Origin of the sequence: Vibrio comitans (assembly GCA_024346835.1) — a bacterium.
In the GTDB taxonomy this organism is placed as follows: domain Bacteria; phylum Pseudomonadota; class Gammaproteobacteria; order Enterobacterales; family Vibrionaceae; genus Vibrio; species Vibrio comitans.
The window spans coordinates 873,721-891,052 of sequence record AP024866.1; the positions used below are offsets into that span (position 1 = coordinate 873,721).

Genomic DNA, 17,332 nt, shown 5'->3' on the forward strand with positions numbered 1-17,332 from the left:
CAAAGTCTTTAAAATTGACACTTTAGTTGTTTAAGTTTGAATATGAACTCGATAGATCAAGGCGATATATGATTTGTGCAATCTATAAAAGTAATAAAAAGCAGGGTATGTACCTCTACATCACTAAGAAAGATGATTTTTCTGCAGTGCCAGATCAATTGATGCAGATGTTTGGTAAACCTACCATGGTGATGGTGGTGAATTTAGCAAAGCGTGGCCTTGCGACAGTTGATGTCGATAAAGTAAAAGAATCATTGCTAAGCGATGGCTTCTTCCTGCAGTTGCCACCGCCAGTTGAGAATGAATTGGACGCCTATAAGCGACGTAAAAAAGAGCAAGGCGACTCGACTGATTAACGCGTAAAGGAGATAGAATGACAAGGACGTTGAAGTGCGCAAAAAAACTAGGGTTTGTTTTACTAGTAAGCAGCTTTTCAGTATCAGCTAATACGCAAATACCTGAGCGAGATGTCAGCTTTGATGAATACGTTGTAGCGTTAAAAAGTGAGGCAATAGAGCAAGGCATAACGTCTAACACCATCGAAAGTGCCTTCGCTAATGTGCAGTTCAAACCTAGAGCGGTATCTGCCGACCGTTCTCAGCCAGAAAACAAAATCACACTAGACGAGTACATTCCTCGAGCTGTTCCTCAGTGGAAGATAAAACAGGCCAAGCAGAAATATCGCAAGCATCAAGCCGAGCTTGAACGCATTGGAGCGCTGTATGGCGTTCAGCCAAGGTTTATCGTTGCCCTGTGGGGCGTTGAGAGTAACTTTGGTGTGCTGACAGGCGGCTATAATGTGATTGATGCCTTAACTACTATGGCTTATGAAGGCCGTCGTGAGACGTTTTTCCGCAATGAGTTAATGGCCGCATTGACCATCTTAGATGAAGGGCATATCACGGCGCAAAACATGAAAGGATCTTGGGCCGGAGCCATGGGGCAACCACAGTTTATGCCTAGCTCTTTCTTAAATTATGCGGCTGATGGCAATGGCGATGGCAGTAAGAATATTTGGAAGAATGAATCCGATGTGTTCGCCTCTGCGGCTAACTACCTAAAGCAGTCAGGATGGAATGATACCTATACATGGGGTCGTCAGGTGACTTTATCTGAGCCTCTAGATGATAGCGTGTTTGGACGGCAGCCTGAGCAAGCTAAAACATTAGCTCAGTGGCAAGAAATGGGTGTTCGTAGCCTGCAAGGGCGTGATTTACCTAAGCTTAAAAAGGATATTGATGCTTGGTTGATAGCACCAGATTCGCCTTCAGGGCGAGTGTATTTGGTGTATAACAACTATCAAGTGCTAATGAAATGGAACCGCTCTTACTACTTTGGATTGGCGGTAAGCCATTTAGCGGATCAGCTGAAGTAATTTAAAGTGAAAGAGCGAGGATGAACCTCGCTCTTTTTGTAGATTTGTACTGTATGTAGCTTATTTGCCAAACTGCTCGCAGGCGATCATAGTGTTTTCAATCAAGCTTGCTACTGTCATTGGCCCAACTCCGCCTGGTACTGGAGTAATAAGACTTGCTCTCTCACGAGCAACGTCATACTCAACATCACCAATTAGCTTGCCGTTATCTAGTCGGTTAATACCCACATCAATGACGATTGCACCTTCTTTCACCCAGTTCCCCGGGATAAAGTTAGGCTTACCAACCGCAACCACAAGTACGTCAGCCTGACGAACATGGCTTTCTAGATCTTTGGTAAAGCGGTGACAGGTGGTTGTAGTGCAACCCGCTAGCAGAAGTTCAAGGGTCATAGGGCGGCCAACAATGTTAGAAGCGCCAACGATAACTGCATGCTTGCCATGTGTTGGTACGTTGTAACGCTCTAGAAGGGTGATGATGCCCTTTGGCGTACAAGAACGAAGCTTAGGCATACGCTGAGCTAGACGACCCACGTTATACGGGTGGAAACCATCCACGTCTTTCTCTGGAGTGATACGCTCAAGGATCTCAGTAGAGTCAATACCCGCAGGAAGGGGAAGCTGAACCAAGATGCCATCGATTTCATTATCAGCATTAAGCTGGTCAATTAGGTCTAATAGCTCTTGCGCAGTAGCTGTAGAAGGTAGGTCAAACGACTTAGAAACAAAGCCAACCTCATCACAAGCGCGGCGCTTGCTACCAACATAAACCTGAGAAGCAGGGTCTTGGCCAACAAGAACAACAGCTAGGCCAGGTGCACGCAATCCAGCCTCAGTGCGAGCTTTTACTCGAGCTGAAACTTCAGAACGAACGGTTTGAGAAATCAGTTTTCCATCAATGTTTTGAGCAGTCATGACGATCCCTAAGTTAAGGCGGTTCAACATTTTGGCGCATTGTCGCAGAAACGAAACAGTTTTGCTACATAGCAAACGTTTGCGTTGAGTATTTTATATGCACGAATTATATCGCTGACTTTTTTTTCGGCACTTAGATCATAATGTTCAATAAAGCCGTTGACCATTGAATCTCAACTCGTATAATCCTTCCCCATAGCGCGCCCTTAGCTCAGCTGGATAGAGCACGTCCCTTCTAAGGATGTGGTCGTAGGTTCGAATCCTACAGGGCGTGCCATATTCTATAAGGCCTGACGACTTTTTAAGTTGTCAGGCCTTTTTCGTTTTTGTCGTTCATAGTCTAGTTCATAGTCTACTTAGTGCTTGGTAAGAGATGAAATGCTTTGAACTTTATTGAGAGCACTTAGATTTTCGACCGATCGCCAGAATTGCGATATTTGAGAGTTGCTACTCAAGATTGAACGGAATCCTTGTTGAGTTGAATGTCTTCCTGAGAGAATTCAATTAAATCAATAGCTAGATTGGTGGTTGGTTTTTGGAGATACATTCGTAATTAAGGAAGTATATGAATCAAAAAAGTTTGAAGTTACTCAATGTTTCACAAACAGCTAATACTCTTGGTATGAGCAATACGAAGTTCTGGCGTGTGCGCAAAGCAAATGGATTTCCAAAACCTATGAAAATTCATGGTGGGATAGGGTGGCCAATGTACAAAATAGAAGAGTGGATTGAAGGCGAGTTCAATAAAGCACAAGACTAAAAGATAGCAGCTTAGTTATCTTTAACTTTTCATGTAAATATTAATAACTCCAAAACGCTACCGACAGAAGCAATCGGAGCCCGAACCCTTGGTTTGGGCTTCGCTGTGTTTGATGGGTTAGGGCTTTCGCTGGCATTTTTCAATGATACCGTTATCGGGTGCTTAAAAGTGAGTACGGACAGTTCACTCAGAGGAGGCTTTATGCCTACATTAAATAAGTTAACCCTAACCCTGCTCGTAGAGACTGACTTTAGTCAGTTGAACGATGCTCCCCTTCAACTAGTGCCGATTGAGGCACCTATTTACGACATTCCGTCCCCCTATCTGTTACTGGCTCTTTGCGCTAAAAGTATGACTGATGTGGCAATGAATCGAATGCATAAATATTTCGACACTAGCAATATGCGCATAGTCGTCGACAACAATGGCATTGTCGAACATTGGCAGTTGATTGCGCTTTGCAGTAATCATGTGGGGCACACTGGTATCTTGCTAAAACTTATTGGCACTGAGCGAGCACAAAAACGTTCTGCTCGATAGTAAGATGGTTAGGCGCCAGTTGAGTGGTCGGCGCTTTAACGATTCCCGTTTCCGCCCTTGTGGTACAAGGCTAATAACAAATAACGTTATCCGTTAGATAACGAAAAACGTTATTTAGGATGAGGCACTCTCCCCGGTAAATTGGCTTTACTATAGAACGTGCACAACACCGAGTATTTCTCTTTTCTTACCGTCTGCGTTTCGTGTTTAGTTCTCTCCCAATAACCAATGAATTGTCTTCGACCGACACGAGATATCTCCTGATTGAGGTTGGGTTCGTGGGCGAAGATGTTTTCATAGATAGCGAGCAGTCGATTGACCTGTTTACGACGAAATGGAATGCCCTTTTTAAGGTAAGGGGCCATGATAGTGATTATCTGCCTGTATGTGTTCTGCTTCATCGTCAGTTCTCCGGTTGTTTGTGAGAACTATGACCTTCTATTTGTGGAGTTTAATGATGTTCCCCCTCGTCACTGGAGGAACATTCGGTCTTGATGTTGATTTAGCCTAAATATGCATTGGTGATATCAACTCGATGATGCCCAAGTCGCTCAGAGAGCTCTAAACGAACCGCTTTATCCAGTGCCTTGGCGTCTACTAGTGATAGAGAAAGGGTTTGAGCAATGTAATGGTGATGGGCTTGGCCGTGTTTAATCCCTGCAACCACGGGAGGAGCAACCCCTGCTTTTCGAGTGTAATAGTCACAGGCAAAAAATTTACGTTCACCATGGGAGCGGTAGGTCTCATCAATGGTTTTCACTTCTCGCCAGGCACGAGTTTGAAAGGCTTTCAGCTTCTCTGCTTCAGGCGTGGCATTATCATGGCCTGTTTGAGCTTGAAGTGCCTGGCCTAGTTCCAGCGCGGCGACTTGAGCTTCACTGTAAATCGTGAAGTTTCGGTCTTGCCCTCCCTTTGTTCCTCGAGACACTGTGACCTTTCCAGTCTCTTGGTATTCCAGCAGTGCTTTCTTGCAATCAAGCAGTGCTGCTTCTCGAAAGCGCAGTCCTAATTGGCGTTGAAGTGTTGCAACGACGACCACCTCCTGACTGGCCTGGGAAACAATAGCGTCATGCTGCTCTTGCAAAATAGAGTGGTCTACAGTGGCAATGCCTGATTTAGGCGGAAACTGTAGGTCCTTAGCTGCGCTGACTTTCAGCTTGTCATCACCTCGGGCCTGGGCCAAGCACACATTGATGTGCGAGAGATAATCTTTCGCTGAAGAGGCCGTAAAAGCAGCATCGGATTCAAAACGCTCTCTTAAATACCCACCATATAGCTCAACATGTACCTTCTCGACCTTGTTGAGTCGCTTTACGTCAGTGTGCTCTTTTATGAATGCAGCAAAGTCGCGCAGTGCAGGCAACCTTGCTTGATGAGTGTTGTTCTTTACCCCATCAAGTTGTTCAAGAGAAGCATTAATCAATGCTTTATCCATTTGTCTAGCACCCAATCCAAAGTTGGGTTTAGTAAAGTCTCGCAATCCTTTCGGAAGATGTCCGTTATACAATGTTTTCATAACCTGTCCCTTTTTGTTGATAACATAGCTTTTGAATGCGCAGAAGAGTTTCACTTCTGTATCGATAAATGAAATCGCCTTTTTGGGGTTGATGTGCTTCTCCACTTTGGAGTCTGTGGGCTTATTGCATCCTCACATCTAAAATGACAGCTCCCTCCTACTTTAAGGGCTGAGGGCGTGTTGCATCCTCTGTCGATAGGTACGCTGTTGGCATCAGCAAGCGGTATGTTGCAACCTTACCTATGTTCGCTATGTAAATTATGTTGTTCCGATTTCGTTTTTGCCCTTACACACTTGGAGGCTGTGGAGATAGAACGCCAAGCTTGCGCTGCTTCTATCCGTGCCAAGTGATTGCGGTAACGGCATCACCGAAATCGGGGTATATCTCTGTTTCGGAGTTCACGTTACGTGAAAACTTCCGAAGACTTTTTTGCTTTGAAAACCGGAGTTCCCGTAATTGCAGGGCTCCGAATCAATTTTGCACTCCGTCTAATTTCACTTTCGTAAATTAGACGGAGTGATTGAGTACGTGCGTACTGTATTGAGTCGTAGGTATCGCTCGCACTGAGGTGCTCGCTGTCAATATCCTGCTCAGTCTCTTTCGAGATGAGCCATCTTGACGCGTCGTAGAATGGATGAGTCCTTACTTGTCGCTAGACGCGGGCCTTTTAGGCGGGTGATAACCCCTTGGGGTTGTGCTTACTGTAGGGTAGGTATTCGCTTATAAATAAAGAGTGCCGCTTCATTTTTGTTGAAAGATCCGCTGCACTAGAGAGCACCCGTTTTCTATCTTGAGCATGATAAAAGTATTGATATAAAGTGGATTGTTTCCCAAAAGTGGTACTTGGCAACAAGTGTCGTCTACTTGACAAAAACGAATATTCGACTTTGCTAAAATTAGCATTTAAAGGATTACGTCAGGTATTGCTAAACCTATAATAGAGTGACCAAATTCACTCAGCCACTACGTTAATTACATCTACATTGGTTATGATTTATGAGTTTAAAATCTAATTTGGTTAGGCCTAAATGGTGTTAGTGAGGTCCAATTGAACAACTTCTGATTAAAGGGATATACACAGCTACGGATTTCGTATCCATTTAGTTTTATTCGATAGTTGATTAGATGACTCATCCCAGAGAGCATTGCAAGTTCTAGAGCTTGATCAAAGGCAAAATTTAGAATGGCCACATGAACGTTTTAATTTAATTTTGGTGTGTATCTCAAGCAACTATCGATCATTATGTATATAATACGACATCTGCTTAAATACTAAATACACGTTTGGTCGCGCAGGGACAAGATCACGTTACATATTCACGAAAGTAAACGCGATCTGCAGAGGAAAAATAAGAACTGGAGTGTGGATTGCAACAACTCACTGCAGTTTAGGTAGCCTTGTAAGAGGCATAAAGTTTGATAATGAGTTACAAGTCACACAATTTGAGTAATATTGTATCCGTTCTGTTGATTGCTAGGTATTATATTTTCAATAAATTGAAAATATAAAGTGCTATATATGGAATATATTAGTAAAGAAGGTAAAGCAATAATGAATATTGCTAAATATCTGATGACTACTAATGAAGGAGAACGGCTTAGGACGATAGACTCTCTTTCTATGGAATTTTCCGTTTCAGTCGGCTTTATTCAAAAAGCACTAACAACGCTTGAGAAGCGTGAAGCAGTTGCTTTAACTCGACAAGGTCGAAATGGAACCTACATTCATAAGTTAGACTATAGAGAGCTAACAATTTGTTCAGGTGCTCAATATCTGGTCTGTGCGATGCCACTGCCATATACTAGGCATTATGAGGGATTAGCGAGTGGCTTAAAAGAGCAACTAGGCGACTTACCCTTGTATTTTGCTCATATGCGAGGTGCTAGTGTCAGGGCTGAGTGTTTACGAAATGGGACATATGATATTGCTATAATGTCTAAGTTGGCAGCTGAAGACTTAGCTGACGGCTTGATTACTGCTGTAGATTTAGGAAGAGACTCTTATTCACACGAACATCGATTGATTTATCGGCAAGGTGAATATGATAAAATTCATAAAGTTGGGGTCGACCCAGATTCACCAGACCAAAGGATTCTAACAAAGCATGCCTTTATAGATAAGAATGTTGAGTTGGTGGAAATTCACTACGGAGAGAGTTTGAATTATTTACTTAGTGGCGAGATTGATGCTGTAATTTGGTTGCCTGAAGCGATAGATATGAAAAAGAATGGTTTGTCTGAGAAATCATTAAGTCATTTAGCCGCTTGCCGTGATGCGGCAGAAGCAGTGATGCTTGTCAAAGGGGCGAATTCTCATATTACTTTGTTGCTAAGAAGACTGTTAGATCAAAGTAAACTCTTATCCCATCAAAAAAATGTTGTAAATGGTAAGTTGATTCCCAGCTATTAAACATGTAGCTGTATTATTTTTATACGGCGAACCAATAGGAAACGTAATGATAGATCCATCTGGCTATACATATTGTCACGAACACTTGCATATTGATCTTTCTTCACAAAAAAATGATACAGACTGCCATTTGAATCAGTTCGATCTTATTTGTGAAGAAATGGATGGTCTAATTGCTAGAGGTGTATTTAACATCATTGAAGTCACTAACTCTTTTATGGGGCGAAATCCTCATTTTATTGAAGATATATCAAAAAGAACTGGGGTTAATGTAATGATGTCAACGGGTTTTTATATTGAAGGTTTTTTCCCCGCCCGATTATATAAGATGTCTGAACATGAAATTGCTAAAGAGATGATTAGTGAAATAATAGAAGGTATTGATGGTTCGTCTATCAAAGCAGAGCTAATCGGTGAAATAGGTAGCAGTGAAGGTTTTTTTACGGAAACTGAAAAGAAAGTTTTTAAAGGCGCAGTACGCGCTCAGCTAGAAACAGGTCGACCAATTTCTACGCATCAATCAATGAGTACAATGGGGCGTGAACAGATCGAGTTGTTGCGTAGTTGTGGTGCTGATCTTGAAAGGGTTACGGTTGGACATTGCGATCTAAAAGAGAATATTGACCATATCCTGTGGATGTTAGATCAGGGTTGTTATGTGCAGTTCGATACGATCGGCAAGAATAGCTATTATCCGGACGAAAATAGGGTGGCCACTATAAGTGAACTTTGCAAGCGTGGTTATTCGGATCAAATAATGCTTTCAATGGACGTTACTAGACGATCCCACCTCAAAGCTAATGGAGGTTTAGGTTTTAGTTATTTGATTGATAACTTTGTTCCAATGCTTGAAAAAAGTGGCGTTAATAAACAGCAAATCCAGTCAATGCTAAAGAGTAATCCTGCCCGTTTATTTGGCTAGAATGGAAATTTGTAATCCATAAATATTATTCTAGGCAGAATGTATATTATTTGTAGAAGTGGGAGGGTTACACTGCTAGTGAAAAGATTTCAAAGGCAATTTCTTGTCAATGCAACTGAAAAAGGCAAGAACTACCAGAAAGTAAGGTTTTCCTTCAGTGGAATAGATATAGATAATATCGGCGTTGTTTCTTCAAAAGATTTAACCTTTAAATAGCTTTGTTGCGTCATTCATAGATAAACTAAGTAGCTTTGGTTTGGGTGTTTTTTTAATCAAAACACTTGATTTTAGGTACACCTGACCTCTTTAGTTTGTTTAATATACTGATTTAGAAAAATTTCATCAACTTGAGAATTATAGCTGCATTGACTTAACTTCCCGGCAATCAGTTGTTTTACTCTGGATATAATGGTTTCAGGTGGCGAGTGCTTGAAGTAACGGCATTTTTATTTCCAATTCTTGTTTGATTTTTGATAATCAGCAGCTCGACTACTTGTGTGTTCCTGTTCCCAAAAGGCAGCACAATGACGCGGAAGAATGACAGGAACAGCCTCCCATACACAAATGGATCTTTGGCATTTTAAAGTGGCATAATTACCTTCCTCAGAGATATTTTATGGTATGAAGAGTTTGCTTGACTTAATTAGGCTGCACTTCTGCATCTGTCACACCTGATAAGGTTGGTTCGACTGCGATGATCTCATGAGTATCTGTATCAACTGCAAGATGAAGCTCACGCCAAACTTGACGCTTGCCATCGGTTTTATTTGCGTTCCGTCGATAGTGCCCTGCGCAGAGGTGCTTTCCCCATAGTTCGGCGACTGATGCAACTATAGTTAGGATAAACCAATGGTACATTTTCTAGCTTGAATACCACTTCGTCATATTCATCAGGTATGTGCAGAACTTAGATATAAAGATCACTCACTAAATTTTGATTGTGAGATACATCTTTAAGAATAAAGCTTATCTAAAGATAAGATCTAACTGACATCACGCTTTCTTAGTAATCAACTTTACGGTAACAATCAATTGTATTATCTTCAAGAAAATGAAGATTTAATGATAGTAGATTAATATGTGTATTAAGTAACTCGTATCTTAGTACTTAAAATCTTCAATATAGTGAAGTTTAATTTCAGTCCAGAGAAACAGGTATGTTAATGAAAGAGATCAATAAAATCACAAAAGCAATTTCTGTCGCGACACTAGGGTTAGCTAGCACAGCAATGGCCTACGCATCCCCAACTAACGAACTAAGACAACCACTTGACAAACCAAACATCATTGTACTGTTTGCTGATGACCTAGGGTACGGTGACCTTGGTAGCTATGGAAGTGCAATGTTGCAAACTCCAAACATTGACAAGATGGCTTACGAAGGACAAAAGTGGACCAACTTTTATGCTAATTCATCAATATGTTCGCCATCTCGAGCTGGATTACTCACTGGTAAAAGTGAACTAAGATCTGGCTTATATGGAAAAGTCACTGGCGTCGTAATGGATAATGATCCTTATGGATTTCCAAGTGATCAAAAAACTATTGCTTCCGTTCTAAACGAAGTTGGATATAACACAGCCATTCTCGGTAAATGGCACTTGGGTGAAGAAAAGCATGCTTTGCCAACAAGGCATGGATTTGATTATTTCTGGGGCGCACCAGTATCAAACGATATGAGTGGTGTAGATGTTCCCTCTTTTGCTGATATTTTTGAAGGTATATTTACAGGCAAGCTAGATAGATCGGAAATTGCAAATGTATGGAAGGTACTAGACGAACAATACAAGAATCCTAAAGAGGAGTATTGGGCTCTGGATCTAGTTGAGTCTTCATTAAATAATGGTAAATATAAAGATTCAGTTGTTACACATAATCTTGTACAGAGTTCGTTCACTAAAGATTTAACGAACAACTCAATTAAGTATATTTCAGAGAATAAAGACGACCCCTTCTTTCTCTACTTAGCTTATGCCATGCCACATGTCCCTTTATTCACTAGCGAAGAATTTACTGGTGTAAGTGAAGGGGGACCATACGGTGATGCTGTTGCTGAAATTGACTGGAGTGTTGGTAAAATCTTAGAAAGTCTAAAAGAGAATGGAATCGATGAAAATACACTAGTTGTCTTTACTAGTGATAATGGTCCTTGGCACTCTGTTGGGCGTGAAATCAGCGGATCTGCTGGACCCTTAAAAGGTGGGAAAAACTCTGTATATGAAGGTGGCGTTCGCGTTCCTGGTATTTTCTACATGCCGAATACAGTTCAGACAGGTACTGTCACTGGGATGGGTAGTATTCTCGATTACTTTGAAACTTTTGCAAAATTAGGTGGCGCTGATACTTCCAAGGATGAAACAGATAGTCACGATCTTACTGACACATTAATAGATAAATCAAAGAGCGCTCGTGAAACATTTCCTTACTTTTATAAAGGTTCGCTTCTCGCTTATAGAGTTGGGAATTATAAATTACATATGAACAGATTTGATAACAATAGAATGAAATCCTTCCCTTTAGAAAAGGCTGAACTCTATAATTTATCGCTAGATCAAAGTGAATCTAATAATGTTATTGAACAATACCCAGAAGTAGCTGAGATGATAAGAAAGTCAGCTGAAAAATATTTAAGTTCGTTTGAGCATAAAGAACCTATTTTTGACCAAAGATATACTCTAGATGGTTATGAGTATACAGAACTAGAAGAAACAGACTCTAATAAAGGTGCAAACTACTTCGAGTAGATCACTCAATTATTTAAACTGACAATCAATGTGCAATTAAATATGTACATTGATTGTTGAATCAAACAGATACTTTAATAAAAACTTATAATTGTATTGTTATCCGATTTAATATAAATGGTATATCGCGTGTCTGAAAATATAAGATGCCATGTTATGGCGAAGCCAACTAGTTCTGTTTGTAATATAGACTGCAAATATTGCTTCTATCTTGAAAAGGATAAATTATATCCTGAAAGAAAAAACAACTGGAAAATGTCTCAAGAAACCTTAGAGATATATGTTAAACAATATATTGAAGCAAATGATTCATATGAAATTGAATTCGCTTGGCAGGGTGGTGAACCTACTCTGATGGGTATCGAATTTTTTATAAAGGCTTTAGAATATCAAAAAAAATATTCAAATGGAAAGAAGATAAAGAATACGTTACAAACAAATGGATTATTAATCAATAAAGAGTGGTGTGTGTTTCTTTCAGAAAATAATTTCCTTGTGGGGATTTCTATTGATGGACCGGAGTACTTACATGATAAATATCGTGTTACTAGAAGCGGAAAGAAAACACATGCAAAGGTAGTGAGCACTATTAATTTGATGAAAATCCACAATGTCGAATTTAATACGCTTGTAACTATTAATAGCGAGAATGTTAAACATCCCATTGAGGTATATAAATTTTTAGTAGGAATTGGTTCTAAATATATTCAGTTTATTCCTATTGTCGAGCGTCGGTCCCAGAATGCAAATATAGATGGACTGTACTTAATTAGTCCTGAGCATAATATTAAATCAGATGTGACGGAATGGTCTGTATCGTCTAAAGAATACGGACTATTCTTAAGTTCCATATTTGATTATTGGGTACGCCGGGACGTTGGCGAAATTTTTATCAATATATTCGATTCTACCTTATCTACTTGGTGTGGATTGCCTCCTAACAACTGTGTTCAAGCTGAAGTATGCGGTTATGCATTTGTTCTAGAAGCTAATGGTGATATTTACAATTGTGATCACTTCGTATATCCAGAGCATAAACTTGGAAACATAGAAAATGTTTCTTTAAGACGAGTCGCCTCTTTTGATAAAGCTAAGGAATTTGGTTTATCAAAGAAAAAATCCCTAACTTCACAATGTAAAAACTGTGATTATTTATTTGCATGTAATGGGGGATGTCCAAAACATAGGTTCTTAAATACAAGCGATGGTGAATATGGTTTAAGCTATTTTTGTGAAGGATATAAGATGTTTTATAGCCATATACATCGTGATATGGATATCATGAAGTCATTTCTAAATTCCGGTAAATCAGCCTCAAATATTGTTGATAAATATCTAAACATAAAGAAATTATCACATGTAAAAAGAAACTCAAAATGTCCGTGTGGTAGTGACAGAAAATACAAAAATTGTTGTAGTAAATTATAGTGAGAATAATATGTTAAAAAGAACTTTAGGTACATCTGCGTTGATTTTAATTTTAACTTCCCCTGTGTTTGCCTCAAATTATTTGACAGGTAATCTACAGTTTCATGATGATGGTAGAATTCATGGTTCTAAAGTTACATCTACTATTGAAACGGGCTATACAAAAAATAATGGTTTTGGAAACTTGACTTTATATGCAGAGTTCGCGGGCATTCAATTAGGAGATATCGTATCTGATGATGGTGGGGTTGGTCAACAATCAGCATTCGTTACTGTTGGTGGCGAGCATTCTATAAACATCACAAATAACTTATGGGTTGCGGCAGGTTATCAACATTTTTTCTCCGCAGGCGAAACATTACAATATAGACCACTAGTCAAGGTTGGATATAATTTTGATAATGGTTTTTCATTGAGTAACAGGTCTCGTGCGCATATAGGCTCCGGTGATAGAAGAACCGACTACCGATTAGATAATCGTATTGCTTACGAATTTAACGATATTGATCTTCGACTAAGCTACAACAATGTATATATGATTGAAGCCGAGTCAATGGATCATGAGTTTAGGGCTGCATGGACTCGAGGTGGGGTACAACCATATATTGAATTTCGCACGCAGGCTCATGGTCTAGAAAACTCGGTTGGTGATAGTTTAGTCAACAATGCTTTACTTTTGGGTGCTTTCTATCGTTTTTAGCCGACTGTTATTAAATATAAATTAATGCGTAGAATATACAAACCCTATCTGTGATGGAGATTTCTAATCATCTCAGAATTGTAATACTATGCTAGATCTAGTATTGAGTTTGATCTATTAGTGAAAGTGTAGTGTTAGTAAGGTAAGTTTTTTAATTTGTTTTGTTAAAACCTAGAAAGAACTTGCTATATAGCAATGTTCTAATCATGTTTAGGACTAATTTTTGTTATAAATAATTAGTCCTATTCAAGATGGACTGAAAATAAAGCAATGTATCTTAACTTGTTTACTACTTTTACTATTAAAGTGATATTAATTAACGATCAATGTCACAAAGATAATTGAATATGTTTTCATAAAGCAGTTCTTTTGGTTAATATAAATCATCAAAATAATGAAGATATAGCAAGTTAAGAATTTAATAACGTGCTATTTACTAAAAATGGTAGAAACTATGAAAGAAAGAATGAAAATGTTGCTTAAAGCAGGTGTAATTTCACAATGCGCACACAATATAGCTTTGATGGCGACCGAGGCCTTGGAAAAAGAGTGGGTAGTCGATATACAAAGTGATCAGGTTCAGATGGCAATGACCCATTTCGCTCGTGCTATTGATCGTATTCAACTAGGTAACGAAATATCTGAAGGTTTAGATAGTGAAATTTTCGCAGAAATCAAAGAAGACGAATGCTATCCTCTAATTCAAGCAATGAACAAAAAATTATGTGATTTCACAAAAATTGAAACTATTCCAGATGCAGAGAATAGTTTTTTTATAAGCAACTTGTACGCAATGTACTTAGAACGAACTTAATTTATTGAAAATATATTATCAGAGTTATTTATGTTTTTAAAAGCACTGAGATCTCAAAATTCAAAACTTATAGATACTACGTTATCATTGCATGATAAAGGTGATATTTTACCCGACTCTTATGTTATTGATTTAGAGCAATTTAAATGGAATGCCAAGATTATAAAAGATAAAGCTGATGAGCTTGGTATTAAATTGTATGGTATGACAAAGCAATTTGGTCGTAATGTAGCATTAGCGAGAGTACTACAAGAAATAGGGTATGAAGGAATTGTTGCTGTTGATTACAAAGAAGCGAGAATTCTACAAAAGCAAGGAATTAAAATTAGTCACCTAGGTCACTTAGTTCAACCACCAGAACACGTACTTTACGAGGTTATTTCAGAGTTCCAGCCAGAGGTTATTACTGTTTATTCATTAGATAAGGCGCAGTCAATTTCCGATATAGCTTTTTCCCTAGGTATTAAACAAAAAGTGCTGGTTAAATTTATCAACGATGGTGATACGCTTTACGCGAATCAGGAGTCAGGTTTTCTACTCACAGAAATGGATAACATTCTGACTGAACTAGCTAAAATGCCGGGAATAGAACTCGAGGGACTTACGCATTTCCCATGTTTCCTACATGATGGTGAAAGTACTAAACCAACACCTAACGTCAAATCACTGGTTAGTGCGAAAGAGCAATGGGTGTCATCTTTAAGACCTTTAAATCAAGTTAATATGCCTTCATCCACATGTTGTTCTACTTTACCTATGATACATAGCTTCGGAGGAACTCATGGTGAGCCTGGACACGCTTTAACGGGAACCTTTCCTGAAAATAGTGATGGCAGTCAACCTGAAAAAATTGCCATGTTGTATCTGTCTGAAGTTTCACACCACTATAAAAATGACTCGTATTGTTTCGCTGGTGGCTATTACCGTAGAGGAAAGTTAGAAAATGCATTGATTGGTTCAGAAGTTGTTAAAGTTAGTAATGATGATACAAACTCCATAGATTACCATCTTAAGATAAATGGTGTTCATGAGATTGGCACTCCACTAATCATGGCGTTCCGCACACAAATTTTTGTTACTCGTTCAGATGTTGTGATTGTTGACGGCATTCAATCACGGCAACCAAAAGTAGTCGGCAGGTACACCGCTCTAGGAGATCCAATTAATGAGTAGATTCATAGTCTTCGTTTTAGATGGATTTGGCATTGGAGAAATGCAAGATGTGGCAAGTGAACGTCCTCAAGACATAGGTTCTAATACTGCATTGAAATTACTATCTGCGTTTTCTGACAAAAGGCTTCCTACTCTCGAAATGCTAGGTTTGAATAATGTAGTGAACTGTGATGAAAGCGTTATGAGACCTTCTTCTACAGCTAGCGTAGGAAAGTGCAATCTAAAGCATGAAGGGTGTGATACGTTCGCAGGACATCAAGAAATAATGGGTTCTAAACCGAGAAAGCCTCTTGTTAAGCCATTTTTTCTCTCTATTGACAATATTGAGAGGGCTCTGCAGTTTGATGGATATTCAACTCAACGTATTACACAAGGTGGGCGATCGTTACTTCTTATAAATGGCTGCGTTGCAGTCGGTGATAATTTAGAAGCCGAACTTGGGCAAGTATATAATGTTACGGCTAACTTGAGTGAAATTTCATTTGATGAGGTTCAAAAAATTGGTGAAGTCATTAGAAGTAATAATGACGTTTCGAGAAATGTAGTTTTTGGTGGATTATTGGCTTCCAACCAAAACCTTATAGATGCCATAGAAGTGCATGGTGAATGTATTGGTGTCAATGCACCTAGAACAGGAGTATATGATAAGGGGTTTAAGGTAATACACTTAGGTTATGGTGTTGACTATTCAATTCAAGTACCAGAAATGCTTAATGAAAGGGGAATCAATACTGTACTTGTAGGAAAGGTTGCAGATATCGTTCATAATCCGCACGGCATTAGCCGTAAAAGACTGAGTGATACTATTGATATATGTCGCATTAGTGTTGAGGAACTGAGTAAGTCTGATATTGGTTTTTTCTGTATTAATGTACAAGAGACTGATCTTGCTGGACATAAACAGGATCCTGAGGCGTATTGGAGTACCCTTGACAAAGCTGATAGGGGTTTGGAAGAAATCCTCAAAATAATGAATAAAAACGATATTTTGATCGTTACTGCAGATCACGGTAACGATCCATACATTGGCCATGGAAAGCATACAAGGGAGTACACACCTCTCCTAGTATACGGTGAACAGATTGAATGTAGTGTCATTGGTGAGCGGCTAACCTTAGCTGATATCGGCGCGACAGCTTGTGATTATTTCGGCGCTAATGCTCCTCAATTTGGCGAGTCTTTTTTACCTTTATTAAATAGGATAACAAAATGAGATTAATCCCTTTAAAGACCCCGTCAGCAGTGGCAAGTTGGGCTGCTGAACATATAGTTTCTCGAATCAATGAATTTCAACCCACAAAAGATTGCCCCTTTGTTCTTGGCTTACCTACAGGAGGCACACCACTTGCGACTTACCAAGCTCTGATAGCGATGCACCGCTCTGGCCTGGTTAGTTTCAATAATGTAGTAACATTTAACATGGATGAGTATGTTGGTCTGCCTTCGGATCATCCTGAGTCATATTCTTCGTTTATGTATAACAATTTCTTTGATCACATAGACATCCCGCAAGAGAACATTAATTTGCTTGATGGTAATGCTGTTGATCTTGAAGCTGAATGCAAGATATATGAAGATAAAATCAACCGTTTAGGAGGCATACATTTATTTATGGGAGGGGTTGGTGTCGATGGACACATTGCCTTCAATGAAGCAGGATCTTCATTAGCATCTAGAACTCGGGAAGTTTATCTAACTCACTCAACAAAAGTCGCTAACTCTCGGTTTTTTAATGACGATATTAATCAAGTGCCTGCATCAGCACTGAGTATCGGTGTAGGTTCGCTGCTAGAAGCAAGAGAAATCATGATATTAGCAACAGGTCATCAAAAGGCACTTGCGGTACAGAATGCGGTTGAAGGATCAATCACACATATGTGGACAGTTACAGCGCTTCAGGGACACCGAAATGCAATAATTGTCTCAGATGAAGCAGCATTGCAAGAGTTAAAAGTGAAAACTGTTCGATATTTCAATGAAATTGAATCTATTAAGGCTTAAGTAGCAATGATATTTTGTTACACAAATAGTATC

General features: G+C 39.3%; 17 protein-coding genes and 1 tRNA gene. 14 read left to right on the forward strand and 4 right to left on the reverse strand.

All coding sequences use genetic code 11. The annotated features are described in order from the left end of the window. Positions 1-68: 68 nt before the first annotated feature. Entirely contained in the window at positions 69-356 is a 288-nt protein-coding gene (locus OCU46_RS04120; protein WP_141270991.1) for a YcgL domain-containing protein, read from the forward strand. 17 nt (positions 357-373) lie between these two features. Beyond that, entirely contained in the window at positions 374-1,375 is a 1,002-nt protein-coding gene (locus OCU46_RS04125) for a lytic murein transglycosylase (RefSeq protein WP_141270992.1), read from the forward strand. Between the two features lie 60 nt (positions 1,376-1,435). Here the strand turns inward: OCU46_RS04125 and folD are convergent, their stop codons facing one another. Then, positions 1,436-2,290, reverse strand: coding sequence for a bifunctional methylenetetrahydrofolate dehydrogenase/methenyltetrahydrofolate cyclohydrolase FolD (gene folD, locus OCU46_RS04130; protein WP_141270993.1), 855 nt, complete (start codon positions 2,288-2,290; stop codon positions 1,436-1,438). A gap of 200 nt (positions 2,291-2,490) precedes the next feature. Between folD and OCU46_RS04135 the strand changes: the two genes are divergently transcribed. From OCU46_RS04135 to OCU46_RS04145, 3 genes are all read left to right on the forward strand, one after another. After that, positions 2,491-2,567: transfer RNA gene (locus tag OCU46_RS04135), tRNA-Arg, on the forward strand. Between the two features lie 288 nt (positions 2,568-2,855). Further along, positions 2,856-3,050, forward strand: coding sequence for a helix-turn-helix transcriptional regulator (locus OCU46_RS04140; RefSeq protein ID WP_141270994.1), 195 nt, complete (start codon positions 2,856-2,858; stop codon positions 3,048-3,050). Positions 3,051-3,251: 201 nt separating this feature from the next. Then, complete coding sequence (locus tag OCU46_RS04145; protein ID WP_141270995.1) at positions 3,252-3,590, forward strand: hypothetical protein; 339 nt, start codon at positions 3,252-3,254, stop codon at positions 3,588-3,590. A 110-nt stretch (positions 3,591-3,700) separates the two neighbouring features. On the opposite strand, the gene OCU46_RS04150 is transcribed toward OCU46_RS04145, so the two are convergent. After that, complete coding sequence (locus tag OCU46_RS04150; protein ID WP_141270996.1) at positions 3,701-3,991, reverse strand: hypothetical protein; 291 nt, start codon at positions 3,989-3,991, stop codon at positions 3,701-3,703. Positions 3,992-4,092: 101 nt separating this feature from the next. Continuing rightward, the gene (locus tag OCU46_RS04155) at positions 4,093-5,106 is read right to left on the reverse strand and encodes an integrase domain-containing protein (protein WP_141270997.1); all 1,014 of its coding nucleotides are present in this window, start codon (positions 5,104-5,106) and stop codon (positions 4,093-4,095) included. Between the two features lie 1,520 nt (positions 5,107-6,626). Here OCU46_RS04155 and yhfZ point away from each other — a divergent pair. Together yhfZ and OCU46_RS04165 are read left to right on the forward strand one after the other, a co-directional pair. Beyond that, positions 6,627-7,517 (forward strand): GntR family transcriptional regulator YhfZ, encoded by an 891-nt coding sequence (gene yhfZ, locus OCU46_RS04160; protein ID WP_141270998.1) that lies wholly within the window; start codon positions 6,627-6,629, stop codon positions 7,515-7,517. Between the two features lie 46 nt (positions 7,518-7,563). Beyond that, complete coding sequence (locus tag OCU46_RS04165; protein WP_141270999.1) at positions 7,564-8,439, forward strand: phosphotriesterase family protein; 876 nt, start codon at positions 7,564-7,566, stop codon at positions 8,437-8,439. A 639-nt stretch (positions 8,440-9,078) separates the two neighbouring features. Here OCU46_RS04165 and OCU46_RS04170 read toward each other — a convergent pair. Further along, positions 9,079-9,297 carry a hypothetical protein gene (locus OCU46_RS04170; protein ID WP_141271000.1) on the reverse strand — a complete coding sequence of 73 codons (219 nt, stop codon included), beginning with the start codon at positions 9,295-9,297 and terminating at the stop codon, positions 9,079-9,081. Between the two features lie 305 nt (positions 9,298-9,602). On the opposite strand from OCU46_RS04170, the gene OCU46_RS04175 reads away from it, so the two are divergent. The 7 genes from OCU46_RS04175 to nagB all read left to right on the forward strand — a co-directional run bounded on the left by OCU46_RS04175 (position 9,603) and on the right by nagB (position 17,299). After that, on the forward strand, positions 9,603-11,183 hold the full coding sequence (locus tag OCU46_RS04175; protein WP_167495357.1) for a sulfatase family protein: 1,581 nt from the start codon (positions 9,603-9,605) through the stop codon (positions 11,181-11,183). Positions 11,184-11,339: 156 nt separating this feature from the next. After that, on the forward strand, positions 11,340-12,611 hold the full coding sequence (locus tag OCU46_RS04180) for an anaerobic sulfatase maturase (protein ID WP_244311384.1): 1,272 nt from the start codon (positions 11,340-11,342) through the stop codon (positions 12,609-12,611). A 10-nt stretch (positions 12,612-12,621) separates the two neighbouring features. Further along, the gene (locus OCU46_RS04185; protein ID WP_141271003.1) at positions 12,622-13,311 is read left to right on the forward strand and encodes a porin; all 690 of its coding nucleotides are present in this window, start codon (positions 12,622-12,624) and stop codon (positions 13,309-13,311) included. Positions 13,312-13,765: 454 nt separating this feature from the next. Then, positions 13,766-14,125: a PRD domain-containing protein gene (locus OCU46_RS04190; protein WP_167495358.1), complete on the forward strand. Its 360-nt coding sequence runs from the start codon at positions 13,766-13,768 to the stop codon at positions 14,123-14,125. Positions 14,126-14,155: 30 nt separating this feature from the next. Continuing rightward, complete coding sequence (locus tag OCU46_RS04195; RefSeq protein ID WP_141271005.1) at positions 14,156-15,298, forward strand: YhfX family PLP-dependent enzyme; 1,143 nt, start codon at positions 14,156-14,158, stop codon at positions 15,296-15,298. Further along, positions 15,291-16,511, forward strand: coding sequence for a phosphopentomutase (locus tag OCU46_RS04200; protein WP_141271006.1), 1,221 nt, complete (start codon positions 15,291-15,293; stop codon positions 16,509-16,511). The genes OCU46_RS04195 and OCU46_RS04200 overlap by 8 nt, the downstream gene beginning before the upstream one ends. Further along, on the forward strand, positions 16,508-17,299 hold the full coding sequence (nagB, locus tag OCU46_RS04205) for a glucosamine-6-phosphate deaminase (protein ID WP_141271007.1): 792 nt from the start codon (positions 16,508-16,510) through the stop codon (positions 17,297-17,299). The genes OCU46_RS04200 and nagB overlap by 4 nt, the downstream gene beginning before the upstream one ends. Positions 17,300-17,332 lie beyond the last annotated feature (33 nt).

What these genes read in the sequence shown, in the direction of transcription:
- OCU46_RS04120 (WP_141270991.1), top strand. Translation starts at nt 69, where the DNA reads ATGATTTGTGCAATCTATAAAAGTAATAAAAAGCAGGGTATGTACCTC.
- OCU46_RS04125 (WP_141270992.1), top strand. Translation starts at nt 374, where the DNA reads ATGACAAGGACGTTGAAGTGCGCAAAAAAACTAGGGTTTGTTTTACTA.
- folD (WP_141270993.1), bottom strand. Translation starts at nt 2,290, where the DNA reads ATGACTGCTCAAAACATTGATGGAAAACTGATTTCTCAAACCGTTCGT.
- OCU46_RS04140 (WP_141270994.1), top strand. Translation starts at nt 2,856, where the DNA reads ATGAATCAAAAAAGTTTGAAGTTACTCAATGTTTCACAAACAGCTAAT.
- OCU46_RS04145 (WP_141270995.1), top strand. Translation starts at nt 3,252, where the DNA reads ATGCCTACATTAAATAAGTTAACCCTAACCCTGCTCGTAGAGACTGAC.
- OCU46_RS04150 (WP_141270996.1), bottom strand. Translation starts at nt 3,991, where the DNA reads ATGAAGCAGAACACATACAGGCAGATAATCACTATCATGGCCCCTTAC.
- OCU46_RS04155 (WP_141270997.1), bottom strand. Translation starts at nt 5,106, where the DNA reads ATGAAAACATTGTATAACGGACATCTTCCGAAAGGATTGCGAGACTTT.
- yhfZ (WP_141270998.1), top strand. Translation starts at nt 6,627, where the DNA reads ATGGAATATATTAGTAAAGAAGGTAAAGCAATAATGAATATTGCTAAA.
- OCU46_RS04165 (WP_141270999.1), top strand. Translation starts at nt 7,564, where the DNA reads ATGATAGATCCATCTGGCTATACATATTGTCACGAACACTTGCATATT.
- OCU46_RS04170 (WP_141271000.1), bottom strand. Translation starts at nt 9,297, where the DNA reads ATGTACCATTGGTTTATCCTAACTATAGTTGCATCAGTCGCCGAACTA.
- OCU46_RS04175 (WP_167495357.1), top strand. Translation starts at nt 9,603, where the DNA reads ATGAAAGAGATCAATAAAATCACAAAAGCAATTTCTGTCGCGACACTA.
- OCU46_RS04180 (WP_244311384.1), top strand. Translation starts at nt 11,340, where the DNA reads ATGGCGAAGCCAACTAGTTCTGTTTGTAATATAGACTGCAAATATTGC.
- OCU46_RS04185 (WP_141271003.1), top strand. Translation starts at nt 12,622, where the DNA reads ATGTTAAAAAGAACTTTAGGTACATCTGCGTTGATTTTAATTTTAACT.
- OCU46_RS04190 (WP_167495358.1), top strand. Translation starts at nt 13,766, where the DNA reads ATGAAAGAAAGAATGAAAATGTTGCTTAAAGCAGGTGTAATTTCACAA.
- OCU46_RS04195 (WP_141271005.1), top strand. Translation starts at nt 14,156, where the DNA reads ATGTTTTTAAAAGCACTGAGATCTCAAAATTCAAAACTTATAGATACT.
- OCU46_RS04200 (WP_141271006.1), top strand. Translation starts at nt 15,291, where the DNA reads ATGAGTAGATTCATAGTCTTCGTTTTAGATGGATTTGGCATTGGAGAA.
- nagB (WP_141271007.1), top strand. Translation starts at nt 16,508, where the DNA reads ATGAGATTAATCCCTTTAAAGACCCCGTCAGCAGTGGCAAGTTGGGCT.